Origin of the sequence: Allobosea sp. (genome assembly GCF_017308075.1) — a bacterium.
In the GTDB taxonomy this organism is placed as follows: domain Bacteria; phylum Pseudomonadota; class Alphaproteobacteria; order Rhizobiales; family Beijerinckiaceae; genus Allobosea.
The window spans coordinates 1-24,628 of record NZ_JAFKFX010000034.1; the positions used below are offsets into that span (position 1 = coordinate 1).

At 66.3% G+C, this 24,628-nt stretch carries 24 protein-coding genes; 20 read left to right on the forward strand and 4 right to left on the reverse strand.

Annotation, left to right across the window (positions count from 1 at the left end; translation table 11 throughout):
* Window positions 1-188: 188 nt before the first annotated feature.
* Together tcuB and tcuA are read right to left on the reverse strand one after the other, a co-directional pair.
* Entirely contained in the window at window positions 189-1,346 is a 1,158-nt protein-coding gene (gene tcuB, locus J0J10_RS16550) for a tricarballylate utilization 4Fe-4S protein TcuB (RefSeq protein ID WP_291647744.1), read from the reverse strand.
* 23 nt (window positions 1,347-1,369) lie between these two features.
* A complete protein-coding gene (gene tcuA, locus J0J10_RS16555; protein ID WP_291647520.1) occupies window positions 1,370-2,761 on the reverse strand; it encodes an FAD-dependent tricarballylate dehydrogenase TcuA in 1,392 nt (463 codons plus the stop codon).
* A gap of 183 nt (window positions 2,762-2,944) precedes the next feature.
* On the opposite strand from tcuA, the gene J0J10_RS16560 reads away from it, so the two are divergent.
* Entirely contained in the window at window positions 2,945-3,616 is a 672-nt protein-coding gene (locus J0J10_RS16560) for a GntR family transcriptional regulator (RefSeq protein ID WP_291647522.1), read from the forward strand.
* A gap of 11 nt (window positions 3,617-3,627) precedes the next feature.
* Here the strand turns inward: J0J10_RS16560 and J0J10_RS16565 are convergent, their stop codons facing one another.
* Window positions 3,628-4,485: an SDR family NAD(P)-dependent oxidoreductase gene (locus J0J10_RS16565; RefSeq protein WP_291647525.1), complete on the reverse strand. Its 858-nt coding sequence runs from the start codon at window positions 4,483-4,485 to the stop codon at window positions 3,628-3,630.
* A 410-nt stretch (window positions 4,486-4,895) separates the two neighbouring features.
* Between J0J10_RS16565 and J0J10_RS16570 the strand changes: the two genes are divergently transcribed.
* From J0J10_RS16570 to J0J10_RS16595, 6 genes are all read left to right on the forward strand, one after another.
* On the forward strand, window positions 4,896-5,903 hold the full coding sequence (locus J0J10_RS16570; RefSeq protein ID WP_291647527.1) for a Bug family tripartite tricarboxylate transporter substrate binding protein: 1,008 nt from the start codon (window positions 4,896-4,898) through the stop codon (window positions 5,901-5,903).
* Window positions 5,904-5,954: 51 nt separating this feature from the next.
* Window positions 5,955-6,494 carry a tripartite tricarboxylate transporter TctB family protein gene (locus tag J0J10_RS16575; protein ID WP_291647529.1) on the forward strand — a complete coding sequence of 180 codons (540 nt, stop codon included), beginning with the start codon at window positions 5,955-5,957 and terminating at the stop codon, window positions 6,492-6,494.
* 10 nt (window positions 6,495-6,504) lie between these two features.
* Window positions 6,505-8,028: a tripartite tricarboxylate transporter permease gene (locus J0J10_RS16580; protein ID WP_291647532.1), complete on the forward strand. Its 1,524-nt coding sequence runs from the start codon at window positions 6,505-6,507 to the stop codon at window positions 8,026-8,028.
* A gap of 137 nt (window positions 8,029-8,165) precedes the next feature.
* Window positions 8,166-9,953, forward strand: coding sequence for a thiamine pyrophosphate-binding protein (locus J0J10_RS16585; protein WP_291647534.1), 1,788 nt, complete (start codon window positions 8,166-8,168; stop codon window positions 9,951-9,953).
* A 16-nt stretch (window positions 9,954-9,969) separates the two neighbouring features.
* Window positions 9,970-10,908, forward strand: a complete 939-nt coding sequence (locus J0J10_RS16590; RefSeq protein WP_291638942.1) for an NAD-dependent epimerase/dehydratase family protein — start codon at window positions 9,970-9,972, stop codon at window positions 10,906-10,908.
* A gap of 1 nt (window position 10,909) precedes the next feature.
* Window positions 10,910-12,586, forward strand: coding sequence for an FAD-dependent oxidoreductase (locus J0J10_RS16595; RefSeq protein ID WP_291647536.1), 1,677 nt, complete (start codon window positions 10,910-10,912; stop codon window positions 12,584-12,586).
* A gap of 4 nt (window positions 12,587-12,590) precedes the next feature.
* Here the strand turns inward: J0J10_RS16595 and J0J10_RS16600 are convergent, their stop codons facing one another.
* Window positions 12,591-13,058: a type II 3-dehydroquinate dehydratase gene (locus tag J0J10_RS16600; RefSeq protein ID WP_291638940.1), complete on the reverse strand. Its 468-nt coding sequence runs from the start codon at window positions 13,056-13,058 to the stop codon at window positions 12,591-12,593.
* A gap of 121 nt (window positions 13,059-13,179) precedes the next feature.
* On the opposite strand from J0J10_RS16600, the gene J0J10_RS16605 reads away from it, so the two are divergent.
* The 13 genes from J0J10_RS16605 to J0J10_RS16665 all read left to right on the forward strand — a co-directional run bounded on the left by J0J10_RS16605 (window position 13,180) and on the right by J0J10_RS16665 (window position 24,583).
* Entirely contained in the window at window positions 13,180-13,545 is a 366-nt protein-coding gene (locus J0J10_RS16605) for a cupin domain-containing protein (protein WP_291647538.1), read from the forward strand.
* 3 nt (window positions 13,546-13,548) lie between these two features.
* On the forward strand, window positions 13,549-14,535 hold the full coding sequence (locus tag J0J10_RS16610; RefSeq protein WP_291647540.1) for an NAD-dependent epimerase/dehydratase family protein: 987 nt from the start codon (window positions 13,549-13,551) through the stop codon (window positions 14,533-14,535).
* Entirely contained in the window at window positions 14,532-15,449 is a 918-nt protein-coding gene (locus J0J10_RS16615; protein ID WP_291647541.1) for an NAD-dependent epimerase/dehydratase family protein, read from the forward strand. The genes J0J10_RS16610 and J0J10_RS16615 overlap by 4 nt, the downstream gene beginning before the upstream one ends.
* A gap of 174 nt (window positions 15,450-15,623) precedes the next feature.
* Window positions 15,624-16,445 carry an IclR family transcriptional regulator gene (locus J0J10_RS16620; RefSeq protein ID WP_291638936.1) on the forward strand — a complete coding sequence of 274 codons (822 nt, stop codon included), beginning with the start codon at window positions 15,624-15,626 and terminating at the stop codon, window positions 16,443-16,445.
* Between the two features lie 77 nt (window positions 16,446-16,522).
* The gene (locus tag J0J10_RS16625) at window positions 16,523-17,179 is read left to right on the forward strand and encodes a DUF4286 family protein (RefSeq protein WP_291638935.1); all 657 of its coding nucleotides are present in this window, start codon (window positions 16,523-16,525) and stop codon (window positions 17,177-17,179) included.
* Between the two features lie 42 nt (window positions 17,180-17,221).
* Window positions 17,222-18,244, forward strand: coding sequence for a Gfo/Idh/MocA family protein (locus J0J10_RS16630; protein WP_291647542.1), 1,023 nt, complete (start codon window positions 17,222-17,224; stop codon window positions 18,242-18,244).
* Window positions 18,245-18,266: 22 nt separating this feature from the next.
* Window positions 18,267-19,121 (forward strand): NAD-dependent epimerase/dehydratase family protein, encoded by an 855-nt coding sequence (locus tag J0J10_RS16635; RefSeq protein WP_291647543.1) that lies wholly within the window; start codon window positions 18,267-18,269, stop codon window positions 19,119-19,121.
* A gap of 33 nt (window positions 19,122-19,154) precedes the next feature.
* A complete protein-coding gene (locus tag J0J10_RS16640) occupies window positions 19,155-19,982 on the forward strand; it encodes a sugar phosphate isomerase/epimerase family protein (protein ID WP_291647546.1) in 828 nt (275 codons plus the stop codon).
* Complete coding sequence (locus J0J10_RS16645; protein WP_291647548.1) at window positions 19,979-21,055, forward strand: SDR family oxidoreductase; 1,077 nt, start codon at window positions 19,979-19,981, stop codon at window positions 21,053-21,055. The genes J0J10_RS16640 and J0J10_RS16645 overlap by 4 nt, the downstream gene beginning before the upstream one ends.
* A gap of 14 nt (window positions 21,056-21,069) precedes the next feature.
* The gene (locus J0J10_RS16650; protein ID WP_291647552.1) at window positions 21,070-22,506 is read left to right on the forward strand and encodes an aldehyde dehydrogenase family protein; all 1,437 of its coding nucleotides are present in this window, start codon (window positions 21,070-21,072) and stop codon (window positions 22,504-22,506) included.
* A gap of 8 nt (window positions 22,507-22,514) precedes the next feature.
* Window positions 22,515-22,814, forward strand: coding sequence for a putative quinol monooxygenase (locus J0J10_RS16655; protein ID WP_291647554.1), 300 nt, complete (start codon window positions 22,515-22,517; stop codon window positions 22,812-22,814).
* A gap of 51 nt (window positions 22,815-22,865) precedes the next feature.
* Entirely contained in the window at window positions 22,866-23,717 is an 852-nt protein-coding gene (locus J0J10_RS16660) for a sugar phosphate isomerase/epimerase family protein (protein WP_291647556.1), read from the forward strand.
* Window positions 23,714-24,583: an NAD(P)-dependent oxidoreductase gene (locus J0J10_RS16665; protein WP_291647558.1), complete on the forward strand. Its 870-nt coding sequence runs from the start codon at window positions 23,714-23,716 to the stop codon at window positions 24,581-24,583. The genes J0J10_RS16660 and J0J10_RS16665 overlap by 4 nt, the downstream gene beginning before the upstream one ends.
* Window positions 24,584-24,628 lie beyond the last annotated feature (45 nt).

Here is a 24,628-nt window from a genome sequence, read left to right on the forward strand (position 1 = left end):
TGCCTGCGCCACGCTCACTCCGCGGTCCTTGATCAGGCGGACCGCCTCGATCTTGAACTCACGCCCAAACTGTCTTCGCTGCATATGCCACCTCCCGCTTCATGAAACACCCAATCTCGGTGTCCACGAAACCGGCAGCAGGCCAAGCTCGCGGGCGAGCCACAACCTGCGGCCAGCCCCTCCGAGCCCTACCTGTCGCCCGGGGCCAATTCGCGATGCCTTTCCTTGGCGGCCCGCACCAGCGCGAGGAAGCGGTAGATGCCGTGCACGAATTTGCCATAGGGCATGGTGACGAAGAGCGCGAAGACGACGCCGAGATGCAGGGCGAGCAGCAGCCCCATGACAGGCGTGGCGCGCAGCACGAGCAGCGCGAGCCCGGTCAGGCTGGTCAGCAGCAGCATCAGCAGGAAGGCGACGTCCATGCCGACCGGCGTGCCCTGGCGCAGACCAGGATCGCGGCGCCATTTCTCGCGCAGCAGCCCGATCGGGCCGATCACCATCCCGATGCCGCCGGCCGTGCCGAGCAGCACCGGCAGGTCGTACCAGGGATAGGGCGCCTGCATGCCCAAAAGATAGTGATAGAGCGTCGCCGTCGAGGTCGCGGCGAAGCAGAGCATGAAGCCATAGAAGGTCAGATGGTGATGGAGCCGGCGCCGGTCGCTCGGCCGCTCGTTTTCGTTCATGCAGCCGGCGCCCCCGCCATCGAGATGGCGCAGGCTGCCGGCGTCCTTCAACGCCTGCCAGAGCGAACCGGGATCGCGCAGCGTCGCCTCGGGCTCGCCGATATCGCGCCAGAAGGCGCGCACCCCCATGCCGATCGCGAAGACCGCGTAGAGCATGGCGAGGCCGAAGATCGCGACCATGGTGTTGTGCGGCATCAGCCGGTAGAAGGCGCCCGGCCCGACATGCACGCCGAAAAGCACGAAAGGATCGGTCCAGGCGACGAAGCCGGCGATGAAGATCGTGACAGCCAGCGCCAGCGCGACCGCGATGACGAGGCCGTTGCGCGCGAACAGGCCGGCGAACGCCCTCGGCCAAGCATATTGAGCGTAAGACTCGGTGCGGACCTGCGCCAGGGTCGCCGGGACATGCACCGCATATTCATGCGGCGGCGAGAACTGGCAGTCGTGATAGCAGGCGCCGCAATTATGGCAGAGATTGGCAAGGTAGTTCAGGTCGCCATCCGAGAAGGAGCGCCGCATCTCCATCGCCGGGAAGACCGCGCACAGCCCTTCGCAATAGCGGCAGGAATTGCAGACGGTCATCAGCCGGTCGGCCTCGGCCAGCGCCGCGGTGGCATGGTGCGGGGTGGAGCCGGCGGTGCCGGCCGGGCCCGCGCCGACCATGTCGCGCAGGAAGGCGAAATCCGTCATGACAATACGCTCCTGGCTGCTTCGCGGCCGGCAATGCGCCCGAAGACGGCGCCGATGGTCATGCCGATGCCAGCGGCATAGCCTTCGCCGAGGACATTTCCGGCCATGATCTCGCCGGCGGCGAACATGTTGGGCGCGCCGCGGCCATCGGCCATCGTCATGCGCGCCTCCTGGTTCACCCGCACGCCGAGATAGGTGAAGGTGATGCCCGGCCGGACCGGATAGGCGTAGAACGGCGCCTTCTCGATCCGCCTCGCCCAATGCGTCTTCGGCGGCGCCAGTCCCTCGGTCCGGCAGTCGTCGAGGATGCGGTCGTCGAAGGTTCCGGGCTGCACTGCCGCATTGAAGCTCGTCACGGTGTGCACGAGCGCATCCGGATCGAGTTCGAGCCTTTCGGCGAGCTCGCGAATGCTCGGCGCGCTGATCGGCGGATAGAGGGAGGGCATGAAGAGCTCGAGCGAGGAAGCGTCGAAAATGATGTAGGCGATCTGGTCGGGCTGGGCCGCGACGAGCCTGCCCCAGATCGCGTAGCGCTTCGGCCAGATATCCTCGCCCTCGTCATAGAAGCGCTCGGCCCGCCGGTTCACGACGATACCGAAGACGACGCAATCGAGCCGGGTGATGATGCCGCCGTCATATTTCGGCGCGCGCGCGTCGATGGCGACGGCATGGCACTGGGTGGGATCGCCGACCTCCTGCACGCCCTTGTCGAGCAGCAGGCGCAGGATCGTGCCCTTGTTGTTGCGGGTGCCGCGGATCAGAAAATTCTCGGCCGCCTCGCCCCAATAGCGCTTCAGCCAGTCGATATTGGATTCGAAGCCGCCGGCCGCCGCGACCAGCGCCCGCGCCGGCAATCGCTCGCCCGCGACCGTGACCGAGCGGAACCGGCCATCGTCGATCTCGATATCGGTGACCTCGGCCTCGTAGCGGATCTCGACGCCGAGATCCTCGGCGGTCTGATACAGCGCATTCAGCATGGCCCGGCCGCCGCCCAGGAAGAAGGAATTGGTGCGCCCGAGCGAGAGCGTACCGCCAAGCGAGGGCTGCCAGCGCACCCCCTGCTCCTCGATCCAGCCCAGCATCGATTTCGATTCGCGGATCATGAAACGGGCGAGCGGCTCGTCGGTCTTGCCCTTGGTCACCCGCAGGAGATCGTCGAAGAACTCCTCCTCGCCATAGGGGCCGGAAAGGCTGGCAGTGGCCGCGTCATGGGCGCAGCGCATATTCCTGGTATGGCGCGTATTGCCGCCGCGCCAGAAGGCGTCCGCCGCTTCGAGCACCAGGACGCGCGCTCCCTCGCGCCGCGCCGAAATGGCCGCGCACAGCGCCGCATTGCCGCCGCCGACGACGATCACGTCATATTCTTCGTGCTGGCTCGCTGCTGTCATTGCCTTTGTCACGGCTGGAGAGAACGCGATTGACGGCCGTCTCAAGCGGGCCGCGCCCATTTGCATATCTATGTATACATTGGAATGCAATTGTGATCTGCGCTATCAGTGGCGGGCGCCTTGGCGCCAGCCGCCAGGCGTGGAGGTGCGCGCACCGTAATGGCGGCGACGGAAGGAAAGCGGATGCCGATCAGGAAGGATGACACCGGGTCGGAAAACCTGTCCCGGTCCGAATTCGCCTATACGCGGCTCATGGCGATGATCCGCTCCGGCGAGCTGCGGGGCGGCCAGCGGCTGCGCGAGGTCGAACTTGCCGAGCAGCTCGGCGTCAGCCGCACCCCGGTGCGCGAGGCACTGCGCCGGATCGGCTCGGAGGGGCTCGCCCAGAATTCTCCCGGCCGCGGTCTCGTGGTCACCGAATACGACAAGCAGCAGGTGCGCGAGCTCTATGCCCTGCGCGCCGCGCTGGAAGGCGCCGCCGCGGGGCTCGCCACCCGTCATGCCTCCCCGGCCGAGATCGCGCTGATGCACGAGATCCTGGAACGCAGCGTCGCAGCGCTGGAGGCGCCCGCGGAGATGATGCGCATGAATGCGCGCTTCCACAGCGCTATCCACGAAGCCGCGCATAACCGCTATCTCGCCCAGGCGCTCGCCCAGATGTCCGACGCGCTGGCGCTGCTGCCCGGGACCACCTTCGCCGCACCGAACCGGGCTCGCGAAGCGCATGACGAGCACCTCGCCATTTTGCGGGCCCTGGAGCGGCGCGCCCCGGACGAAGCCGAGGCGCTGGCGCGGCGCCACATCGAACTGGCCGGCGCCACGCGCCTGCGCATGATGTTCGGCATCGAGAGCTGATGACCCGGGCCTTACTCCGCGGCCAGTTGCACGAAGGCGGTTGCCGCCGAACGCTCGCGCCAGCGCGCGATATCGGCAGCCACCTTCGCCAGCTTGGTCTCGACCTGGGCCATGGCGACCTCGCCGAGCACGAGCCGCAGCGGCGGCTCCGGGGCGGTGACGGCATCGACGATCAGTTCCGCCGCACGCTCCGGATCGCCCGGCTGTTTGCCGTCGGAGGCCAGGAGATTGCGCCTGAACTCCGCCAGGCTTTGATCATAGGGCGGCTGCGGCGCCGCCATCTGCAACCCCTTGCTGCGGAAGGCGGTAAGAAACGGACCGGGCGCGACCAGCGTCACCCCGATGCCGAACGGCGCGAGCTCCGGAGCCAGCGATTCCGAAAATCCCTCCACGGCGAACTTGACCGCGGCATAGAAGCTGAAGCCGGCCGCGCCGACATGGCCGAGCATCGACGAGACATTGACGATATGCCCGCGCCCGCGCTCGCGCATTGCGGGCAGGAAGGCGCGCACCATGCGATGCACGCCGAAGACATTGGTCTCGAACGCCGCCAGTGCCTGCTCGTCCGAGATCTCCTCGGCAGCCCCGACCAGCCCGTAACCGGCATTGTTGACGAGGACATCGACCCCGCCGCGCCAGCCAAGCGCCGCGTCTCGCGCCCGCTCGATCGTCTCCGGCCGCGTGACATCGAGGTCGAGCGCGAGCAGACGCCCACTGTTGGCCGGATCAAGGTCGGCCAGGGTCGCCCGGTCACGCGCCGTCGCGACAACCGCTTCACCCCGCGCCAGCAGGGCACGCGCCAATGCGCGCCCGATTCCGGTCGAGCACCCCGTGATCAACCAGACATTCCCACTGCTCGCGACCGGCATCGCCGCCTCCTTGTTTCTATGTCGGATATCATCCGATAATATAAAAACACGACACCATCAATGTGGCGACAACGCGCCGCGCGACCACATAAGAACCTCTAAAGATAATCGGCATTCTTATATATATCAATATATTACACGCATTCTCCGGCGACAGGCCCCACGCCCGGCGCCGCAGAAAACAGAACAAACCAATTTTCACGATGAGGTTGACAATCCCAACTTGAGAAAATTACGGTCGCCACGTTGCCTGCCGAGATGAAAAAACGGCTGCGGCCGCGAGAGACCTCTCGCAACGCAATGCGGCCATTTCGGATGGGCGAATGAAGGCGGCCCGGCGGCAGATGCATGCCGGTTTACAAAAAGGGGCGCTCAGTCCCGACAAACCGCGAAGCGCATGGGAGGATATGATGAAGGCGTGGCATTTTCTGCGTGGTTCGGTAGCGGCGCTCGGCCTGTTGGCGGTGTCGAATGCCGCCAGCGCCCAGAACTACCCGACGAAGCCGATCGATCTGTCGGTATGGGCTGCGGCCGGCGGCGGCACCGACGCCACCAACCGCTTCCTTGCCCAGGCGATGGAGAAGGCGCTTGGCGGCAAGATCAACGTTTCCAACCGGACCGGCGGCGGCGGCGGCGTCGCGATGACCCATGTCTGGAACCAGCCCCGTGACGGCTACACCTGGCTCGGAGCCTCCGAAGCCATGCAGATCACCAAGGTGATGGAATTCCACAAGACCGGAACCGCCGACTGGCGCTGGTACATGGTCGCGGGCGCGCCGGGCGTGATCTCCGTGCGGGCGGAATCCCCCTACAAGACCCTCGACGATCTGATTGCCGCCGCGCAAAAATCGCCGAAATCCGTCAAGGTCGGTCACTGCCCCATCGGCTGCGTCTGGCACATGCGGGCCCTCGCGCTCGGCCAGGCCTCGAAAACCGAGTTCAACTACATTCCCTATGACGGCTCCAGCCCGGCCCATGTCGCCGCCCTGACCGGCGAGGCCGACGCCGTCGTCTCGGGCGTCGCCGAGCAGACCGAATTCATCCGCGCCGGCAAGCTGCGCCCGCTGGCGATGATCGAGATGAAGCCGTTCGAGTTCCCGAAGGTCGGGACGATCCCGGCCGCCGGCGTCAAATATCCCGACATCCAGAAGATTCCGGCCCGCCAGTGGCTCGGCATGGCCATCCCCAAGGACACGCCCAAGCCGATCATCGCCAAGATCGACGCGGCCTTCGTCAAGGCGATGGAAGACCCGAAGGTCAAGTCCCTCGCTTCGGAGCGCATGTTCGTCCTTTCCGGCGAGTATGGAGACGAGGCTGAGAAGAGCCTCCAGGCCATGGAAAACGCGATGAGCTGGAAGCTGTTCGAGCTGGGTGTGGCGAAGACCTCGCCGGACAGGCTCGGCATCGCCAAGCCCTAAGCCGTCGAGGCGGGGCGCTCCGGCGTCCCGCCGCTAGGTCAGGAATCTGCCATGCTCCCTCGCAAATCCCTCCGCCGCGCCGATGTCGCCATGTCGACAGGCATGATCCTTCTCGGCATGAGCGTCATCTATGCCGCGTCCGGCATGCCCTGGCAGAGCACGCTGACCGGCGGCTCGGCTCAATGGTATCTCTCGCCGGGTCTGTTCCCCACCGTGGTCGGCGCCCTGCTGATCGCCTTCAGCCTGCGCGTGCTCATTATCGCGATCAAGGAGGGCGGCACCGAAGAGCTTGTCCCCGCGACAATCGCCTGGCTGCGCGGCATCGGCGGCAATCACCGGCTGCACCGAGCCGCGCTCGCCGTGGGATTGATGGCGGCCTACATCTTCCTCGGCATTGGCCGGGTGCCGTTCCTGGCGGCAAGCGGCATCTTCCTGTTCGTCGCGATCGCGCTGTTCTGGTGGCGCGATGCCGAGGGCGGGCTGCTGCGTACGGCGCTGATCACGGCCGCGATCGCAATCGGCGTTCCCCTGCTCCTGTCGACGCTTTTCACCACATTCCTCTACGTCCCGATGCCTCAACCGGCCGGCTGAGGAGGCGAAAATGCTCGGTTCCTTTCTCTACGAGATCTACGCCCTCGTCACCCCGCTGAACATGGTCGTGATGGCCGGCTCGGTGACGCTCGGCATCGTCTTCGGCGCACTTCCCGGGCTCACTGCGACGCTGGCGGTCGCGCTCTTGAGCACCGTCACCTTCACCCTGCCGGTCGAGCTCGCCATGGTCGCGTTGATCGGCGCCTATGTCGGCGCGATCTACGGCCCGAGCCATGCCTCGATCCTGCTCGGCATCCCCGGAAGTGCCGCCGGCGCCGCGACAGCGCTCGATGGTCACAAGCTTGCCCTCCAGGGCCGGGCCGGCGAAGCGATCTCTCTGGCAACCACGGCATCGGTCATCGGCACTGTGATCGGCCTGTTCGCACTGATCGCGCTCTCGCCGATCCTGGTCAAACTCGCCTTGCAGTTCACCTCGGCCGAGTTCTTCCTGCTCGCGCTGTTCGGCGTGCTGATCTGCGGCTCGCTGACCTCCGAAGACATGCCGGCCAAGGGCTGGGTCGCCGGCCTGCTGGGACTGCTGATCGCCTCGGTCGGTATGGAGACGATCCAGGGCTATGCCCGCTTCACCTTCGGCATTCCCGAACTGGCGGGCGGGATCGATCTGGTTCCGGTGATCCTAGGCGGCTTCGCCATTCCGCAGATCATCCGTGTCCTGCGCGATCTCGACAGCCACCGCGGCAGCGTCAGCGGCGTCAACAAGCTCTGGCCACGCTGGGGCACGCTCTGGCGCGCCAAGTTCGGCATCGCCCGCTCGGCCTCGCTTGGCGTCGGCATCGGCGTGATCCCGGGCGTCGGCGAGGACATCGCCGCCTGGGCCGCCTATGACGCAGCCAAGAAGGCGGACAAGGAGCCCGAGACCTTCGGCCATGGCAATGTCAATGGCGTGATCGCACCGGAAGTGGCGAACAATGCCTGCATCGGCGGCGCGATCATCCCCGTGCTCACCCTTGGCGTGCCCGGCTCGCCGCCCGCGGCCATGCTGCTCGGCGCGCTCAACCTGCATGGCATCCGGCCGGGGCCGATGCTGACCTTCGAGTTCCCGAACTTCATCGCGCAGATGGGCGCAATGCTGTTCTGGGCCGCGATCGGCATCTTCGTCATCGGCCTGTCGATGGCGAAGATCTCGCTGCAGGTGCTGCGCCTGCCGGTTGCCATTCTGATGCCCTGCGTCGCCTTCCTGGCCGTGCTCGGCTCCTGGGCGCTCGGGCTCAACATGTTCAACATCTACCTGATGCTGGGCTTCGGCGTGATCGTCTATTTCCTCGAGGAGATGGGCTATCCTGTCGCCCCGCTGGTGATCGGCGTGCTGCTCGGCCAGATGGCGGATGTCAGCCTGCGCCGCGCGCTGCTCGGCTCCAATGGCAGCTTCGAGCCATTCCTGATGCGGCCCGTCGCGCTGATCCTGCTCGCGCTGATCGTCATCTCGCTCTGCCTGCAGAGCGAGGCATTCAAGCGCGGCTTCGCCAGGCTTTGGACGAAGATCTTCGGCCGCCGCGAGCGCCAGGCAGCCTGACCACCACGATCCACTGCACCGCCTCTCCCGAGGGCGGTGCAGTGCGCTCTGAAAAGAAATTTCGCAATGTGAGATACATTGCTATAATATCGGAAATTAATCCCGCCATCGGGCGGACAAGCATAAGGATCGAGACCATGGCCAAGGGCGCCGAGCTGATCACCGAGTTCCTCGTCAAGGAGAAGGTCCCCTACATCTTCGGCATCTGCGGACACGGCAATGTCGGCATGCTCGACGCGCTCTACTCGGCGCGCGACGACATCAAGCTGATCTCGCCGCGACATGAGCAGGTCGCGGCGCACATGGCGGACGGCTATTTCCGCATCAAGCATGAGGCGGTCGCGACCCTGACCTCCTGCGGACCGGGCTCGGCCAACATGGTCATGGGCACGGCGCTGGCGATGACCGATTCCTCGGCCTTCCTGGCGATCACCGCCAATGTGCCGACCTCGCAGTTCAACCGCGGGCCGTTCCAGGAGATCAACCGCCACAACCAGGCGGACTTCGCCAATGTCATGCGGCCGATCGTGAAGCGCAGCTTCCAGCCGACGCGGGTCGACATGCTGCCGCTGGCCCTGCGCCAGTCGATGTCGACCATGCTCTCCGGGCGTCCCGGCCCGGTCAATCTCGACGTTCCCTTCAACCTCTTCCAGGAAGAGGACGATGTCCGGCTCGAAAGCGGTGCGCGCGCCATCGTCAACGAGCGCCGCAGCGCGGCTTCGCCCGAACAGGTTTCCGAGGCGGTCGACATGCTCCTGGCCTCGGCCCGGCCGGCGCTCTTCATCGGCCATGGCGTGACCATTTCCGAAGCCTCGGAAGAGCTGACCGCGCTCGCCCATCTCCTCTCGATCCCGGTCATCAGCTCGCCCAACGGCATGGGCTGCTTCGACATGGAGGATCCGCTTTCGCTGGGCTTCATCGGCCGCAACGGCGCCTACCCGGCCAATCAGGCCGGCCGGCTCGCCGATCTCGTCCTGGCGATCGGCGCCCGCTTCGACGATCGCTCCTCCTCCTCCTGGATGCCGGGCTATTCCTGGAATTTCCCGGCGACCAAGCTGATCCATGTCGATGTCGACCATGCCGAGCTCGGCCGCAACTACGCACCCGACCTGCCGATCCTGGCCGATGCGCGCAGCTTCCTGCGTCAGATCCTGGCGGAGCTGGAACGGCGCCGGCCCGACATCACCGCCCACCGCGCCGAATGGCTCGCCATGATCGCGGAATGGCAGAAGGAATGGCAGACTTTCATCTCGCCGAACTTCTCGATCCATGCCAAGCCGATCCGCCCGGAACGGATCGTCGCCGATTGCCGCGCCGTCCTGGACGACGACGCGATCCTGACCTTCGACGCCGGCATCCACCACAATTGGTTCATGCAGTTCTGGAAGGCACGCAAGCCGCAGACCATGCTCAACAGCTGGGGCTTTTCGGGGATGGGCTTCGGCCCGTCGAGCGCGCTCGGCGCCAAGCTCGCCGCACCGGATCGGCCGGTGATCTCGATTGCCGGCGATGGCGGTTTCGCCATGGTCCCGCATGTGCTCTGCACCGCGGTCGAGTACAACATCCCGGTGGTCTGGGTGGTCTGGAACAACTTCGCCTGGGGCGCGATCCGCGACATCCAGTACGGGCTGTTCGACGGACGCGAGATCGGCACCGCCTTCTATGCCGGTCCCAATGGCGAGCCCTACAATCCCGACTTCGCGGCCTGGGCGCGCGCCGCCGGCGTCGAGGCCGTCACGGTCACCCGTTCGGAGGATTTCGCAGCCGCTCTCGAGCATGCGGTGAAGGCCAATAAGCCCTATCTGCTCGACGTGCATGTCGATGCCGATATCCGCCCGCCGGCCACCGGCGCGTGGGAGCTGCCGCCCATCCCCTACAAGGAGCCGGTGTTCGGCAAGCGTATCCTGCAGGGCATCGACGCCTGAGCGAACGGGACTGGACATGGCGCGTATTTTTCTGACCGGCGGCGGCGGTTTCATCGGATGTGCCGTCGCCTCCGCCCTCGCGGCGCGAGGGGATGAGGTGACGGCCTTCGACATCGGCGAGAGCCCGGCCTTGAAGGCGCTGCGGGCCCGCGCCGCCAATGTCTCCTTCGTGCCGGGCGAACTGACCGAATGGCCGCAGCTCGCCGAGGCGATGAAGCAGGCCCGCCCCGATGCGGTGATTCACTGCGCCGCGGTCGTCGGCATCGTGAACTCGCTGGCAAGCCCGCTCTATACCATGCGCGTCAATGTCGAGGGCTCGCTCAACGTGCTCTCGGCAATGCGGCTTCTCGAGGTGAAGCGGCTGATCAATCTGTCTTCCGAGGAGGTTTACGGCCCCTTCACACGGGAGGTCATCGACGAAACCCATGCCTGCTTCCCGACCCAGCCCTACGGCATATCGAAATTCGCCGTCGAGCAGCTCGCGCGCGACTTTGCCCGGGCCAACGGGCTGGAGGCGATCCATATCCGCACCTGCTGGGTCTATGGCCCCGGCCTGCCGCGGCCTCGCGTCCCCAAAACGCCGATCGAGGCGGGACTGGCCGGCCGCGCCTTCCATATTCCCAACGGAGCCGGCTACCGGGTCGATCAGGTCTATATCGACGACCTCGTCGCCGGGCTTCTCGGGGCGCTCGACCATCCCGGCCACCAGCATGACGTCTACCACATCACCAGCGGCGAAGCGCACAGCCTCGCCGAGATGGTCGAGATCATCCGCGAGCTCATTCCGGGCGCGCAGCTGTCGATCGGCGACGGCGCCTACGAGGTCGCCGGCGAGACGGCCGTCCGCAAGGGGGCGCTCGATTGCAGCCGTGCGGCGGACGCCTTCGGCTATCGGCCACGCTATCCCCTGCGGGAAGGACTTGCTGCCTATGTCGATGCGCTGAGGCGCGGCTGAAATGGCACCTGCGGCGGAGCGTTCAGCGCAAGGCTATGACGTCATCGTCATCGGCTCCGGCGCCGCCGGGCTGACCGCGGCCTGCGCCGCCGCCGATGGCGGCGCGCGCGTCCTGCTGCTGGAGGGGTCCGACCTCATCGGCGGCACCACGGCCGTCTCCGGCGGCATGGCCTGGCTGCCGGGCGCCGCCGAACATGGCGACGACCGCGCAGCGGCAAGCCGCTACCTCGACGCCGCCGCCCCCTGCCCGCCGAGCCCGGCCCGCGACGCCTTCCTTGATCATGCCGATGTAGCGCGGCGCTGGCTCGATGCCCGCACCAGCACCAAGCTCGCCGCCGTTCCGAGCTATCCCGACTATGATCCGGACCTGCCCGGCGGCACATTGCGCGGGCGCTGCTTCGCCGCCCTGCCCTTCGACGGGGCCGAGCTCGGAGCCTGGTTCCCCCGGCTGCGGCCGCCGCTGCCGGAATTCATGCTGATGGGCGGCATGATGGTTGGGCGTGCCGACCTGCCGCATTTCCAGAACGTCCTGCGCAGCCCGCGCTCGGCCGCCCGCGTCGCGAGCCTGGTCGCGCGCTACGCGTTCCAGCGCCTGAGGCATCGCCGCGGCACCACGCTCTTTCTCGGCAATGCACTGGCCGGGCGCCTGCTCAAATCGGCGCTGGACCTCGGCGTCACGATCGAGACCGGCGCGATCGTCTCCGCCCTGCTGCCCGGCAATGGCGGCGTCGCCGGCGTCGAGATCGCCGGAGGCAGCGCCAAGACAAGGACCGTCGCGGGCAAGGCGGTCATCCTGGCGAGCGGCGGCTTCTCGCACGATGCCGAATTGCGGCGCCTTCATTTGCCCGGCGCGGCCCAGAAGGTGACGGCGAACGTCGCATCGCCTGGCCCGACGGGCGCGCGCCTCGCCGAACCATTCGGCGCGCGCATCGAGGCGGGGCACGAGAACCGGGCCTTCTGGGTGCCGGGCTCGACCTTCTCCCGCGCAGACGGCACGCCGGGGGTCTTCCCCCATACCGTAACCGACCGCGGCAAGCCGGGGCTGATCGCCGTCGACGCGAACGGACGGCGCTTCGTCAACGAAGCCCGCTCCTATCATCACTTCGTCATGGCAATGCTGGAGGACGCGCCGACGAGGACGCCGGCCTATCTGATCTGCGATGCCGATTTCCTCTGGAAGTACGGGCTCGGGCGCCTGCGCCCCTTCCGCCTGTCGACGCGCAGCGAGCGCCGCAGCGGCTATCTCATCCAGGCCGGCACGATCGGCGAACTGGCGCAGCGCCTCGGCCTCGATATCGGCGCCCTGGAAGCGACCGTTGCGGACTATAACGCCGGCGCCGAGCAAGGGGCCGACCCGGCCTTCGGGCGCGGCGGCGACGCCTATCAGCGCCATCTCGGCGACGGCGCGCACCGCCCCAATCCATGCATCGCCCCGATCCGACGCGCGCCCTTCTACGCGATCGCGGTCCAGCCGGCCGATCTCGGCACCGCAGCCGGCCTGCGTACCGATGCGCGGGGCCGCGTGCTGGATGGCCCGGGCACGCCCGTGCCCGGCCTCTATGCCTGCGGCAACGACATGAACTCGGTCATGGCCGGCTTCTATCCCGGCCCCGGCATCACGCTGGGACCGGCCCTGACCTTCGGCTATCTGGCAGGTCGCGATGCCGCGGCCCTTTGAGCTTCTAGGCGACGCGAGCCCGCCGGTTGAGCAGGCGCAGCAGCCCGTCGAATCCGAGATAGTAGGAATCGATCCCGAAGCCGAGCACGAAGCCCTGGCAATGCTCGGCGGTCAGGGAATGGAAGCCGCCCGCGATCGTCTTATGGGTGATGTGGACCTCGATATAGGGCAGCGTCGGCTTCACCGCAGCGAGGCAGTCACGCAATGCGAAGCCGGCATATTGCAGCCCGGCCGGGTTCATCAGCAGACCGTCGAAGCCCTCGTCAGCGGCGGCATAAATACGGTTGAGCGCCTCGCCCTCGATATTCGTATAGAAAATCTCGAGATCGACGCCGCGCTCCTCGGCGTAATCCAGCATCATGCGGTCGAGATCGGCAGCGGTGGTCGTGCCGTAGAGCGCGGGCTCCCGCTTGCCGAGATAATTCATGTTCGCGCCCTGCAGCAGCAGGATCTTCCAGCGACGTGGTGCCAATTCTCTTCCTCCATCCGCGGCTCCTGTCTCGGGCCGCCTCACGGAGAGAGCATGGCATATTCCGCATTGACAAAAAATATCTCACATTGAGAAATATACACAACAACCCAAGGAGGATGAGTTGAGCAGCCGTAAAGCCGTGATCCGGAACATCGCGGAAGTGCCGTGGAAGCAATTCCCCAATCACTTCGGCGGCGCGCTGTCGAAGCCGCTCGTCGATGAGGAAGGGCTGGGCGCCAGGCAGATCGACCACCGCATCTCGTCCTATGAGCCGATGGCCTATGTCGCCCGTCACAAGCATGCGGTGCAGGAGCAGATCTATCACGTCCTCTCCGGTGAGGGCCTGTTCGAGTACGGCGACGAGAAGCGCGTCGTACGCAGCCACGACGTCGTCTTCATTCCTCCGGGGATCGAGCACGCCTTCTACAATACCGGTCTCGAGAACCTCGTCTTCCTGGTCATCACCTCGCCGATCCGGGACGAATAGATCATGGCGCTGTTGATCACCGGCGCGACGGGGCATGTCGGGCTGACGCTGGCGACGCTCGCTGGCCATGCCGGGTTCGACGTCGTCGCGCAGCACCGCTCGCCGGTATCGCAGGCGCAGAAGGACCGCGCCGGCCCCCGGGTGCGCTGGGTGCGTGCAGCGCTCGACGATCATTTCTCGTTGGCGGCGCTCGCGGCCGAATACGGGATCGACGGCGCGATCCATACCGCCGCCGTGCCGAACGACCGCGTCGCCGCCGCGATTCCGTGGGAAACGGTGCAGACCAACGCCACCGCGACCGCCGCCCTGCTCGAACTGGCGCGCATCCAGAACTGGCGCCGCTTCATCTATGTCAGCTCCGGCTCCGTCTTCCAGAAGGAGATGGACCTGGCACAGCCCCTGACCGAAGACACCCCGCTTTCACCGGCGACGCTCTATGGCTCGACCAAGGCGGCGGGCGAGCTCTTCGTCGGGATGTATCGCAAGCAATACGGGCTCTCCGCCGCCACGGTCCGCATCTCCTTCGTCTACGGGCCGCCGCTGGTGCCCGCCGAGCGCGACCTGCCGCGCGGCCCCGTCGTCGCCTTTCTGAGCGAGGCTCTGCGCGGCATCGCGATCCGCGAACCGGCAGGAGGGGATTTCCGGGCGAGCTTCACCCATGTCGACGACGTCGCCGAGGGCTTGCTGGCCGCCTACCGCACCGAGCGCCTGAACCACGACGTCTACCATCTCGGCCATGGCCGGAACTGGGACACTTTCGAGGTCGCCGAGGCCGTCAGGGCCGCCGTTCCCGGCGCCGTGATCGAGATCGGCCCGGGCACTGCGCCCTGGACCACCTTCAATCGCATGCGCGGGCCACTGGCCGGCCGTCGCCTCGCCGACGATACCGGCTTTGTACCGCGCCTGCCGCTCGAGGACGGCGTTGCCGCCTTCGCGCAATGGATCAAGCAGAACGACCGGGCGCGAGCGCCGACAGGGAGGACAAGATGAACTACGAACGAGTGCTTGTGACCGGCGCCGCCGGCAAGCTCGGCCAGGCAATCCTGCGCGACATGGCCGGCAAGGCTCGGCTCACCGGCTTCGACCTGCATGCCGGCGCCGGCGACATCGACTGGCGCACCGGCACGCTGACCGATGCCGCCGCCGTCGCCGATGCGGTCAAGGGCCAGGACGCGATTCTCCAGGTCGGCGCGATCCCGAACATCTGGTCCGGCAGCGGCGAAGCCCTGATGCAGGTCAATCTGGTCGGCCTGTACAATCTGCTTTCCGCGGCGGAGGAAGCCGGCGTGAAGCGGGTGATCTTCTGCTCCAGCGATTCCGTCGTCGGCTTCACCGTGCATGAGGGCGCGTTGCGGCCACCGGAGCAGCTGCCGATCGACCTCACGCACCCGCTGAACCCGACCGACCCCTACGCCCTCAGCAAGCTGCTCGGCGAGGAGATGTGCCGCAGCTTCACGCTGCGCGGCAAGCTCGAGATCATCGCGATGCGCCCGGTCTTCGTCGCCTATCCGGAAATGTACGGCGAGATCCGCGCCCGCTCCCGTTCGCCGCAGAGCTACAAGGGTACACCGGCCGGCGGCCCCTCTTCCGCCGGTGGCGGCCCCTGCTGGCACCATGTCGATCCGCGCGATGCCGCGCGCGCCTTCAGGCTGGCGCTGGAGATGCGCTATCAGGGCTTCGATCGCTTCTTCGTCTGCGGCAACGTCACCTTGCATCCCCAGCCGACGCTCCAGCGCCTGGAAAGCGTCCTCGGCTATCTGCCGCGCCTCGCGAAGCCCGAGATCTACGCGCAAAACCCCTTCGCACCGCTCTATGATCTCAGCCGCAGCCGCGAGATCCTGGGCTTCGACGCCGAGTTCGACGCCCGCGCCGTCTCGCTGCTCCAGGACGGAGAGGCGGCGTGACCAAAGCCGCAGACGGGTTTTGCAGGCGGAGGCCCTGTCCTGCGAAATCAGCTTCAGCGATATGGGATTTCCACCATGAGGATAGTAGATAGACTGCCCGCTACCGATACTTGCTAGCGCGCAACGACGCCGCGCCCGCTCAGGGCGCGGCAAGGCTAAATGCGGAGTCTCAATATGGCCCAGCTCGCCCAGGCTGAGGATACGGACAAGAACGGCACGGATCAGACACGCGAACGCAGCGGCGTCCAGTCGATCGAGCGTGCATTCTCCATCCTCACCCAGATCGCCCAGAATCCGGACGGGATCAGCCTCGCCGATCTCTCGAAAAGCGTAGGCCTCCACACCAGCACGACCTTTCATATCGTCAGGACGATGACCGATCTCGGCGCCGTCAGACAGGATCGCGCGACCAAGCGCTACCATCTCGGAAGGATGATCTTCGGTCTCGCCGCGAGCTCCTCCCGCGAAGTCGATCTCGTCGCGACGGCGACACCGTTCATCGAGAGACTGGCGCAGGAAACCGGAGAAAGCTCGCATTTCGGGCTGCGCTCCGGCGACAAGGTCGTGCTCGCGGCGCGCGTCGCCGGCTCCGGCGCGTTCCAGCTCGTCGAGCGCGTCGGCGCCTTCCGGCCGCCGCATTGCACGGCTCTCGGAAAAATCCTGTTCGCCGCGCTGCCGGACGCCCAGTTCGAGGCCTTCCTCGGCCGCGTCGAGCTCACACCCTCGACCTCGAAATCGATCACCGACAAGGCCATGCTGCGCACCGAGATCGAACGAGTCCGCTCGGCCAAGGTCGCCTTCGACGACGCCGAGTTCGACGAGGAGGTCCGTTGCGTCGCCGCGCCCGTCTATGATCACACCGGCCAGGTCGCCGGCGCGATCGGCTTGTCCGGCCCGATCTGGCGGATGAACCTGCAGCGCATGGAGCAGGTCACACAGCGGGTCCGCGAGATCGCGGCCGAACTCTCGCAGGAACTCGGCTACAGCCCGGCCTGACGATTAGGCCTATCACGTCGTTGTTTTTCTCAATGTAAGATGATATTCTGCATTGAGAAAAACATGGGTGAGACGCGATGGGTTGCGGCATATTGGCGATCTGGCACGACATCGTGCCGGAGCATCAGACAGACGTGCTGTCCTGGTACGACAGGGAGCACCATTTCGAGCGGCTCGCCGTTCCCGGCTTTCGCAGCGTCCGCCGCTATCAGGCCGAGCCGGGAACCTCGCCCCAGCTCTTCATCCGCTATGAAACGGAGAGTACCGCCACGCTCTCTGCGCCAGCCTATCTCGAGCGCCTGAACCAGCCGACCCCCTGGACCCTGCGCTGCCAGCCGCAGTTTCGCGGCAATTCCCGCACGGTCTGCGAGCGAATAGAGAGCCATGGCGGCGCCGAGGGCGGCTGCGCCGTTACGATCAGACTGGCCGGGCCGATGTCCGCCGAATTGCGGCAGGCCATCGGCCGCGCCTGCGAATTGCCGGGCGCACTCGGCTGGGAACGCTGGGCCGCAGACCTGCAGCGCTCGACCATCCCGACACGCGAAAAGCAATTGCGCGGAGGCGAGGACCGCTATGCCGCGACGATACTGGTCCTGCACACACGCGGTACCGAAGAAGCCGCGGCCTGCCTCGCGATCATGAGCCCGGCCCTGGCCATGGAGCCACAGGGCACCACCCTGACCGGCACCTATCGGCTGGCATTTTCGGCGAGCAATTTTGCTATTGTAAAATAGCATTTCATATAATAGAAAATCTGAGCACTGACGGAGACGACCATGCGCGTCGCAGCCTTTGGCACGGGCTTTTTCAGCACCTATCATTACGACAGCTGGTCCCGGATTCCGGGGATCGAACTGGCCGGCATCTGCGTGAATTCCAATGTCGCGCGCGGCGAGGAGTTCGCAGCGCGCTACGGCGCCAGCCGCGTCTACACCGATCCGGCGCGGATGCTGGATGAGGCGAAGCCCGATCTCGTCGACGTCATCACCACGCCGGAAAGCCATTCCGACCTCGTCGGCCTCGCCGTGGCCCGCGGCATCCCGGTGATCTGCCAGAAGCCGCTGGCGCCCAGCTTCACCGAGGCGCAGGCCATCGCCGATCTCGGCACGCGCTCCGGCACGCTGATCGTCGCACATGAGAACTGGCGCTTCCGCCCGTGGAACCGCGAGATCGGACGCCTGCTGCGCGACGGGGCCATCGGCGAGCCCTACAACGTCACCTTCCGCATGCGGCCAGGCGACGGCCAGGGGCCGGGCGCCTATCTCGATCGCCAGCCCTATTTCCAGCAGATGCCGCGCTTCCTCATCCATGAGACCGGCATTCACACCATCGACGTGCTGCGCTTCCTGATGGGCCGGATCACCGGGGTGTTCGCCCATCTGCGCCGGATCAACCCGGTCATCGCCGGAGAGGATGCCGGATACGTCACCTTCGCCTTTGCATCCGGTGCCGCCGGCATCTACGACGGCAACCGCCTCGCAGATTTCCAGGCCGAGAACACCCGCCTGACCATGGGCGAACTCCTGGTGGAAGGCTCGGAAGGCGCGCTGCGCGTCGACGGCTATGGCCGAATCTGGCGCCGCGCCCGCGGAACCACGGAAGCCGAGCACGCCTATCACTGGGAAAAGCGGGGCTATGCCGGCGATTCCGTGCACGCCCTGCAGAGCCATGTCGTCGACCATCTGCGCGATGGCATGCCGATCGAGAATACCGCCAGCGAGTATCTCGAGGCGCTGCGTGTCGAGGAGGCGATCTACCGGTCGCATGAGACGCGGCGCTGGATCGACCTGAATCAATAAGAGATCGTCCGGGAGGAAAATAATGGCTTACAACAAGATCGTGGTGACCGGTGGCGCCGGTCGCCTGGGACGGTTCGTGGTCGAGCGCCTGAAACAGCGTTACGACGTCTCCGTCATCGACATCCATCCGTCCGACGTGCCGGGCGTGCAGAGCGCGGATGTCGACGTCACCGATCTCGAAGCGCTGACCGCGGCCTTCAAGGGTGCCGACGCGGTCGTCCATCTGGCGGCAGTGCCCAATCCTCGCACCAGCTCGCCGGAGAAGTGCTTCCGCGTCAACACGCAGGGCACCTGGGTGGCGCTCCAGGCCGCAGAGGATGCCGGGGTGAAGCGCGTCATCGTCATTTCGAGCGATTCAGCCACCGGCCTGCACTACAATCCCAAGGACTGGGCGCCGCAATACCTGCCCGTCGACGAGAAGCACCCGATCCGGCCGAGCGAAGTCTATTCGCTCTCCAAGGAAGTCACCGAGTCGATCGCGCGCTGCTATTCGGTGCGCGGCAAGGTCGAGGTTCTCGTCATCCGCCCCGGCCACATCGTCTTCGCCCCGGAATATCCGGAGCTCGGCACGCGTGGCTCCGACGTCAACAATTATCATCTCTGGGGCTATGTCGCCCCCCAGGACGTGGCGCAGGGCATCCAGCTCGCCCTCGAGCACCCGGACGGTCGCTATGACTGCTTCTTCCTCGGTGCCGCCGACGGGCTCAATGAGCGTCCGACCCTCGAAATCATGAAGGAGCGTCTGGGCTACCTTCCGGAGGTCCGCGGCGATGTCTTCGAGAGCAACCCGAATGCCGGTGTCTTCGGCATCGGCCATGCGCGCGAGGTGCTGGGCTACGAGCCGCAATTCACCTGGCGCGATTTCGGCGCCCGCTGATCTTCCTCAAGCACATTTCAGGAACCCGGCTCGATGACCGATCCCAAGAGCATTTTCGCCATCAATACCTATTCCTACACCCTCGACTACAGCGCCGCCGAAACCATCCGCCATCTCGGCGGCCAGGGTTATCCCGGCTTCGAGCTGATGATGTATACCGGCCACTTCTGGCCGGGCGAGGTCGACGAAGCCGCGAAGCGCGATATCCGCAGCGCCGTTTCGAGCACCGGCACGCGGCTCGTTTCCTTCAACATGCCGAATATCGACCTCAACATCGCCGGCGCCTCGCCAGAGGTGCGCGCCTATTCGCTCGGCCTGCTCTCCAACTTCATCCGGCTCGCCGGTGAGCTCGAAGTGCCGGCGATCGTGATCGGCCCCGGCAAGGCCAATCCGCTGTTCTCGCCGGGGCACGCGCTGCTGCTCGGCCATTTCCACAAGGCGCTCGACACGCTCGCCCCGATCGCCAAGCAGGCCGGCGTGCGCCTGCTGGTCGAGAACATGCCCTTCGCCTTCCTGCCGGACGCGGACTCGCTGATGAAGGCGCTGGACGACTACGGCAATCCCGATGTCGGCATCATCTACGACGTCGCGAATGGCCATTTCATCGGCGAGGACCCGTGCGAGGGCCTGCGCAAGGTGTCGAAGCGCCTCGGCCTCGTCCATTTCTCCGATACCGGTCGCAAGGTCTACCGCCACGACACGATCGGCCTTGGCGACGTGCCCTTCGCCGCCTTCCCGCCGGTGCTGAAGGAAATCGGCTATGCCGAGCTGCCGGTGCTCGAAGTGATCTCGCGCAATGCCGATACCGACACGCTCGACAGCGCGACGCGTCTCGCCGCGGTCGGATACGGCCAGGCATGAGCAACGCGGTCCGCCGTGCTCTGGTCGTCGGCCCGACGGGCGCCATCGGCAAGGCGCTCGTCGCAGCGATGCGGCGGGCCGGCGGCTGGACCGTCTATGGCCTGTCCCGGGGGGCCCCGCCTTCCGGGACGCAGTTCGATCATCTCGCCGCGGATCTGATGGACCGCGACAGCGTCGCGGCGGCGCTCGCAGGCGCCGAACCGGTCACGCATCTCTTCTACGCCGCCCGCGCCGCCCATGGCGAGGGCGGCATCGAGGATGTGGCGAGCAATGTCGCGATGCTCGCCAATGTCGTCGAGGCGGCTGCGGCGCGCTCCTCGGAGCTGCGACATGTCCATCTCGTCGAAGGCACGAAATGGTATGGTGTCCATCTCGGCCCGCATCGCACGCCATCGAGCGAGGACGACCCGCGCCATCTGCCGCCGAATTTCTACTACGACCAGGAAGACGCGCTGATCGCGCTCGCCCGCGGCCAGCGCTGGAGCTGGTCGGCCTGCCGGCCTACCGTGGTCTGTGAATTCGATCCCTCCCGCGCGCGCAATCTGACCGCCATTCTCGCCGCCTATGCTGCGATCTGCCGCGAATTCGGCGCGCCACTCGACTTTCCCGGCACCCGGGCCGGCTATGAAAGCCTGAACGAGGTGACCGATGCCGGCCATCTCGCCGACGCGATCCTCTGGCTTTCGACCCGCGAGAGCGGCACCAATCAGGCCTTCAACATCACCAATGGCGATGCCTTTCGCTGGCGGCACATGTGGCCGCGCCTGGCGACGATGCTAGGTCTCGCCTGCGGCGAGCCGCGCGACATCCGGCTGGCCGACTGGATGAAGGACAAGGGCCCGGTCTGGGAGCGGATCGTCAGCCGCGAAGGGCTGGTGCCCCAGCCGCTCGAAGCCACCGCGCTCTGGGCCTTCGGCGACTTCGTCTTCCGGCAGGACTGGGACGTGCTTTCCAACCTGACGCGGCTGCGCCGCACCGGCTTCGCCGGATCGATCGATTCCGCCGAGATGTTCGCGCGGCAATTCACCCAGTACCGAGCCGCACGGCTGATGCCGACGGCGCGAGACGCTTGAAAGGGAACAGGCAGATGGACAGCTCCAACCAGGCCATCAAGCGGATTCCGATGCTGATCGGCGGCGAATGGCGCGAGGGCGCCACCATGGATCCCGTCAACGATCCCTATCGCAACGAGATCGTCTCCTATCAGCCGCGCTCGACCCGGGCCGATCTCGACGCGGCGCTGAACGCTGCCGTCGCCGCCAAATCCGTGATCGCGGCGATGCCGGGCTTCGAGCGCGCCGCGCTGCTGCGCCGCGTCAGCGCGCTGCTTCTCGAGCGCGCCGACATGATCGCAGAGGTGATGTCACGCGAGACCGGCAAGGCGATCAAGGATGCACGCGGCGAGGTCGTCCGCTCGCAGGACACGATCAACCTCTCGGCCGAGGAGGCGATCCGCATCGAGGGCGAGCATATCCCGCTCGACGGCAGTGCGATGGGCGCCGGCAAGATCGCGCTCATGCTGCGCTTCCCCGTCGGCGTCATCGCCGGAATCACGCCGTTCAACGCGCCCTTCAACCTCGCTGCCCACAAGGTCGCCCCGGCGATCGCCTCGGGCAATGCGGTCATTCTCAAAGGGCCACCGCAGGCGCCGGGCGTCGTGCACGAGCTGACCAGGCTCTTCGTCGATGCCGGCACGCCGCCCGGCGTGCTCAACACGCTCTACGGCCCCGATGTCGGCCCGGAGCTGGTGCGCGACCCCAGGGTCGACTTCGTCACCTTCACCGGCTCGACCCGCGTCGGCGCCGAGATCAAGGCGGCGACCGGCCTGCGCCGCGTCGCGCTCGAACTCGGCGGCGCCGGCCAGACCATCGTCCATGACGACGCCGATATCGGCGAGGCGGCCACGACCTGCGCCCGCAATTCGATGCGGCTCGCCGGCCAGAGCTGCATCTCGGTACAGACCGTCTATGTCCACCGCGCGGTCTACGACGCCTTCGTCGAGAAGCTCGTCGCCGAAGTCCGCACGCTCAAGCTCGGCGACCCCGCCGATCCCCAGACCGATGTCGGCACGCTGATCGACGAGCGCACGGCACAGCGCATCGAAAGCTGGGTCCGGGAGGCGGAAGCCGGCGGCGCACGCATCCTGACGGGTGGCAAGCGCAAGGGTGCACAGCTCGAGCCGACCGTACTGGTCGACGTCACGCCCTCGATGAAGGTCGTCTGCGACGAGGTCTTCGGCCCGGTCGTCAGCGTGCTGCCCTATGATGATTTCGACGCGGCCTGCGCAACCGTCAGCGACAGCCGCTTCGGCCTGCAATGCGGCGTCTTCACCAAATCGATCCATCTTGCGATCCAGGCGGTGCGCAGCATCCGCACCGGCGGCGTGATCATCAATGGCAGCTCGACCTGGCGCACCGACCAGCTCGCCTATGGCGGCGTCAAGGATAGCGGCATCGGCCGCGAGGGCCCGCGCTACGCCATTCGCGACATGACCGAAGAGCGGCTCATGCTGCTCAATCTGTGAAGCCGGCGATGGCCCTGCTCCACACCGCCCATCTGCGAGTCCGGGAGGAGGCGATCGAGCCCTTCCGGGCCCGCCTGCTCCGGCATGCCGCCACGAGCCTCGAGCGCGAGGAAGGCTGCCACCGCTTCGAAATCCGGCAGGAGCGCCGCGATCCGGCGCTGTTCCTGCTCATCGAGATCTATGAGGACGGCGAGGCTCTGCAGATCCACCGGGAGAGTGAGCATTATCTCGCCTTCCGCGCCGATGTGCAGGACTGGGTGGTCGATCGGCAGTGGTGGTTCTGGGAGGAGCCGGCGGAGGCTGGTTGAGCCGGCCCGGCGCGTATCGCCCGCATTGCAATCACGACGAGGAGCGAAGACATGGCTGTCTGCGACTACGTCATCACGACCTACTCACACAGCATCGACCATTCGGCGGAAGATGCCATGAGTCTGCTGGCCGAGCAGGGATTTCGCCTGTTCGAACTGCTGATGTATCCCGGCCATGCCTGGGCGGCGGAGATGGACGCCGGCGCCCGCGCCAGGTTCAAACGCTTCCTCAACGAGCGCTCGCTCGAGGTCCGCACGGTCAACCAGCCGAATCTCGACCTGAACATCGCGGCCGCGACCAGCGAAATGCGCGAATACTCGCTCGCCTCGCTAACACGCACGATCGAGTTCGCCGGCGAGCTCGAGGCGCCTTTCGTGCTGATCGGGCCGGGCAAGCTCAATGGCCTCGTGCCAATGCCCAAAGAGCAGGCGACCAGCCATTTCCACCGCGCGCTCGACAGGCTCCTGCCCATAGCCAGCCGCGCCGGAACGCGGCTGGTCGTCGAGAACATGCCCTTCGGCCTGTTTTGCGATGCGAACGGCCTGTTGCAGGCGGTCGAGAGCCATGGCAGTCCCGATATCGGCATCGTCTACGATGTCGCCAACGGCTTCTTCATCGGAGAGGAGCTCAAGGGCGCCCTGCTGCGCTGCGGCGAGCGGCTTGCTCTGGTGCATCTGTCCGACACAGGCCGGCTCTCCTATCGCCATGCCCCTGTCGGCCTCGGCGAGATCGACTTCGCCGCGGTGCTGTCCGAGCTCGCCGCGATCGGCTGGAGTGATCCGCTCGTTCTGGAAATCGTCGGTTCGGGCGAAGGGCTCGCGGCCCGCTTCGCCGAGAGCGCCTGCCGGCTCGACGCCCTACGCCCCATCCGCACTGACATGAACGAACTGAGGCCATCATGACACTTGCCTGTGGCTATATCGGTGCTGGACTGATGGGGGCACCGATGGTGCGCCGTCTCCTGGCGGCGGGAACGGATGTGCGGCTGTGGGCCCGCACACCCGAAAAGATCCGTGATCTCGTCGAGGCAGGTGCCAAACTGGCTGCCAGCCCGGCCGAACTGTGCCGACAGGCCGATGTCGTCATCACCTGCGTTTCCGATACGCAGGCCATGCGCTCGGTCGTCTTCGATCGGGACGGCCTGGCCGAGGGCGCCGCTTCGCCGAAGATACTGGTCGACATGTCGACCATCTCGCCCCAGCGGACCATCGAGATGGCCAGCAGGCTCCATGCGGAGACCGGCATGATCTGGATCGACGCGCCAGTCTCCGGCGGCCAGGTCGGAGCCGTCAACGGGACCCTGGCGGTGATGGCAGGCGGTCCGGCCGAGGCGATCGACAAGGTCCGGCCGATGCTGGCGCACCTTGCGCGCGCGGTGACGCGGGTCGGAGACAGCGGAGCCGGTCAGTATGTGAAGATGCTCAATCAAACGCTGGTGTCGACCACCTATCTGATGGTCGCGGAAGTCCTGAATTTCGCCGAGCGCATGGGTGTCGATGCCGCCGCAGTTCCGGAAGCACTCCGCGGCGGCCATGGCGATTCCAACCTGCTCCAGCAGATCTGGCCGAAGATGCTGGCCCGCGACTTCACCGTCACGGGAACGCTCGACACGCTGATGAAGGATCTCGGCATGGTCCGGGGGATCGCGCAGGAGCGGGCGGCACCGATGCCGCTCAACGCACTCGTCGCGGAGATGATCCGCAAACGCATTCAGGACGGCCATGGACAGGACGACGTTTCGAGCCTGTTCAAGCTCTACGCATCGTAGTGCCGCTCCTAAGCAGCTTTCTATCCAGAACATCCCGCATCCGCG

Coding starts and splice junctions, on each gene's coding strand:
- J0J10_RS16560 (WP_291647522.1), top strand. CDS start 2,945: ATGCCGATCAGGAAGGATGACACCGGGTCGGAAAACCTGTCCCGGTCC.
- J0J10_RS16585 (WP_291647534.1), top strand. CDS start 8,166: ATGGCCAAGGGCGCCGAGCTGATCACCGAGTTCCTCGTCAAGGAGAAG.
- J0J10_RS16660 (WP_291647556.1), top strand. CDS start 22,866: ATGGCTGTCTGCGACTACGTCATCACGACCTACTCACACAGCATCGAC.
- J0J10_RS16570 (WP_291647527.1), top strand. CDS start 4,896: ATGAAGGCGTGGCATTTTCTGCGTGGTTCGGTAGCGGCGCTCGGCCTG.
- J0J10_RS16580 (WP_291647532.1), top strand. CDS start 6,505: ATGCTCGGTTCCTTTCTCTACGAGATCTACGCCCTCGTCACCCCGCTG.
- J0J10_RS16665 (WP_291647558.1), top strand. CDS start 23,714: ATGACACTTGCCTGTGGCTATATCGGTGCTGGACTGATGGGGGCACCG.
- J0J10_RS16620 (WP_291638936.1), top strand. CDS start 15,624: ATGGCCCAGCTCGCCCAGGCTGAGGATACGGACAAGAACGGCACGGAT.
- J0J10_RS16610 (WP_291647540.1), top strand. CDS start 13,549: ATGGCGCTGTTGATCACCGGCGCGACGGGGCATGTCGGGCTGACGCTG.
- J0J10_RS16635 (WP_291647543.1), top strand. CDS start 18,267: ATGGCTTACAACAAGATCGTGGTGACCGGTGGCGCCGGTCGCCTGGGA.
- J0J10_RS16625 (WP_291638935.1), top strand. CDS start 16,523: ATGGGTTGCGGCATATTGGCGATCTGGCACGACATCGTGCCGGAGCAT.
- J0J10_RS16645 (WP_291647548.1), top strand. CDS start 19,979: ATGAGCAACGCGGTCCGCCGTGCTCTGGTCGTCGGCCCGACGGGCGCC.
- J0J10_RS16615 (WP_291647541.1), top strand. CDS start 14,532: ATGAACTACGAACGAGTGCTTGTGACCGGCGCCGCCGGCAAGCTCGGC.
- J0J10_RS16655 (WP_291647554.1), top strand. CDS start 22,515: ATGGCCCTGCTCCACACCGCCCATCTGCGAGTCCGGGAGGAGGCGATC.
- J0J10_RS16630 (WP_291647542.1), top strand. CDS start 17,222: ATGCGCGTCGCAGCCTTTGGCACGGGCTTTTTCAGCACCTATCATTAC.
- tcuA (WP_291647520.1), bottom strand. CDS start 2,761: ATGACAGCAGCGAGCCAGCACGAAGAATATGACGTGATCGTCGTCGGC.
- J0J10_RS16590 (WP_291638942.1), top strand. CDS start 9,970: ATGGCGCGTATTTTTCTGACCGGCGGCGGCGGTTTCATCGGATGTGCC.
- J0J10_RS16640 (WP_291647546.1), top strand. CDS start 19,155: ATGACCGATCCCAAGAGCATTTTCGCCATCAATACCTATTCCTACACC.
- J0J10_RS16650 (WP_291647552.1), top strand. CDS start 21,070: ATGGACAGCTCCAACCAGGCCATCAAGCGGATTCCGATGCTGATCGGC.
- tcuB (WP_291647744.1), bottom strand. CDS start 1,346: ATGGTCGGCGCGGGCCCGGCCGGCACCGCCGGCTCCACCCCGCACCAT.
- J0J10_RS16595 (WP_291647536.1), top strand. CDS start 10,910: ATGGCACCTGCGGCGGAGCGTTCAGCGCAAGGCTATGACGTCATCGTC.
- J0J10_RS16565 (WP_291647525.1), bottom strand. CDS start 4,485: ATGCCGGTCGCGAGCAGTGGGAATGTCTGGTTGATCACGGGGTGCTCG.
- J0J10_RS16575 (WP_291647529.1), top strand. CDS start 5,955: ATGCTCCCTCGCAAATCCCTCCGCCGCGCCGATGTCGCCATGTCGACA.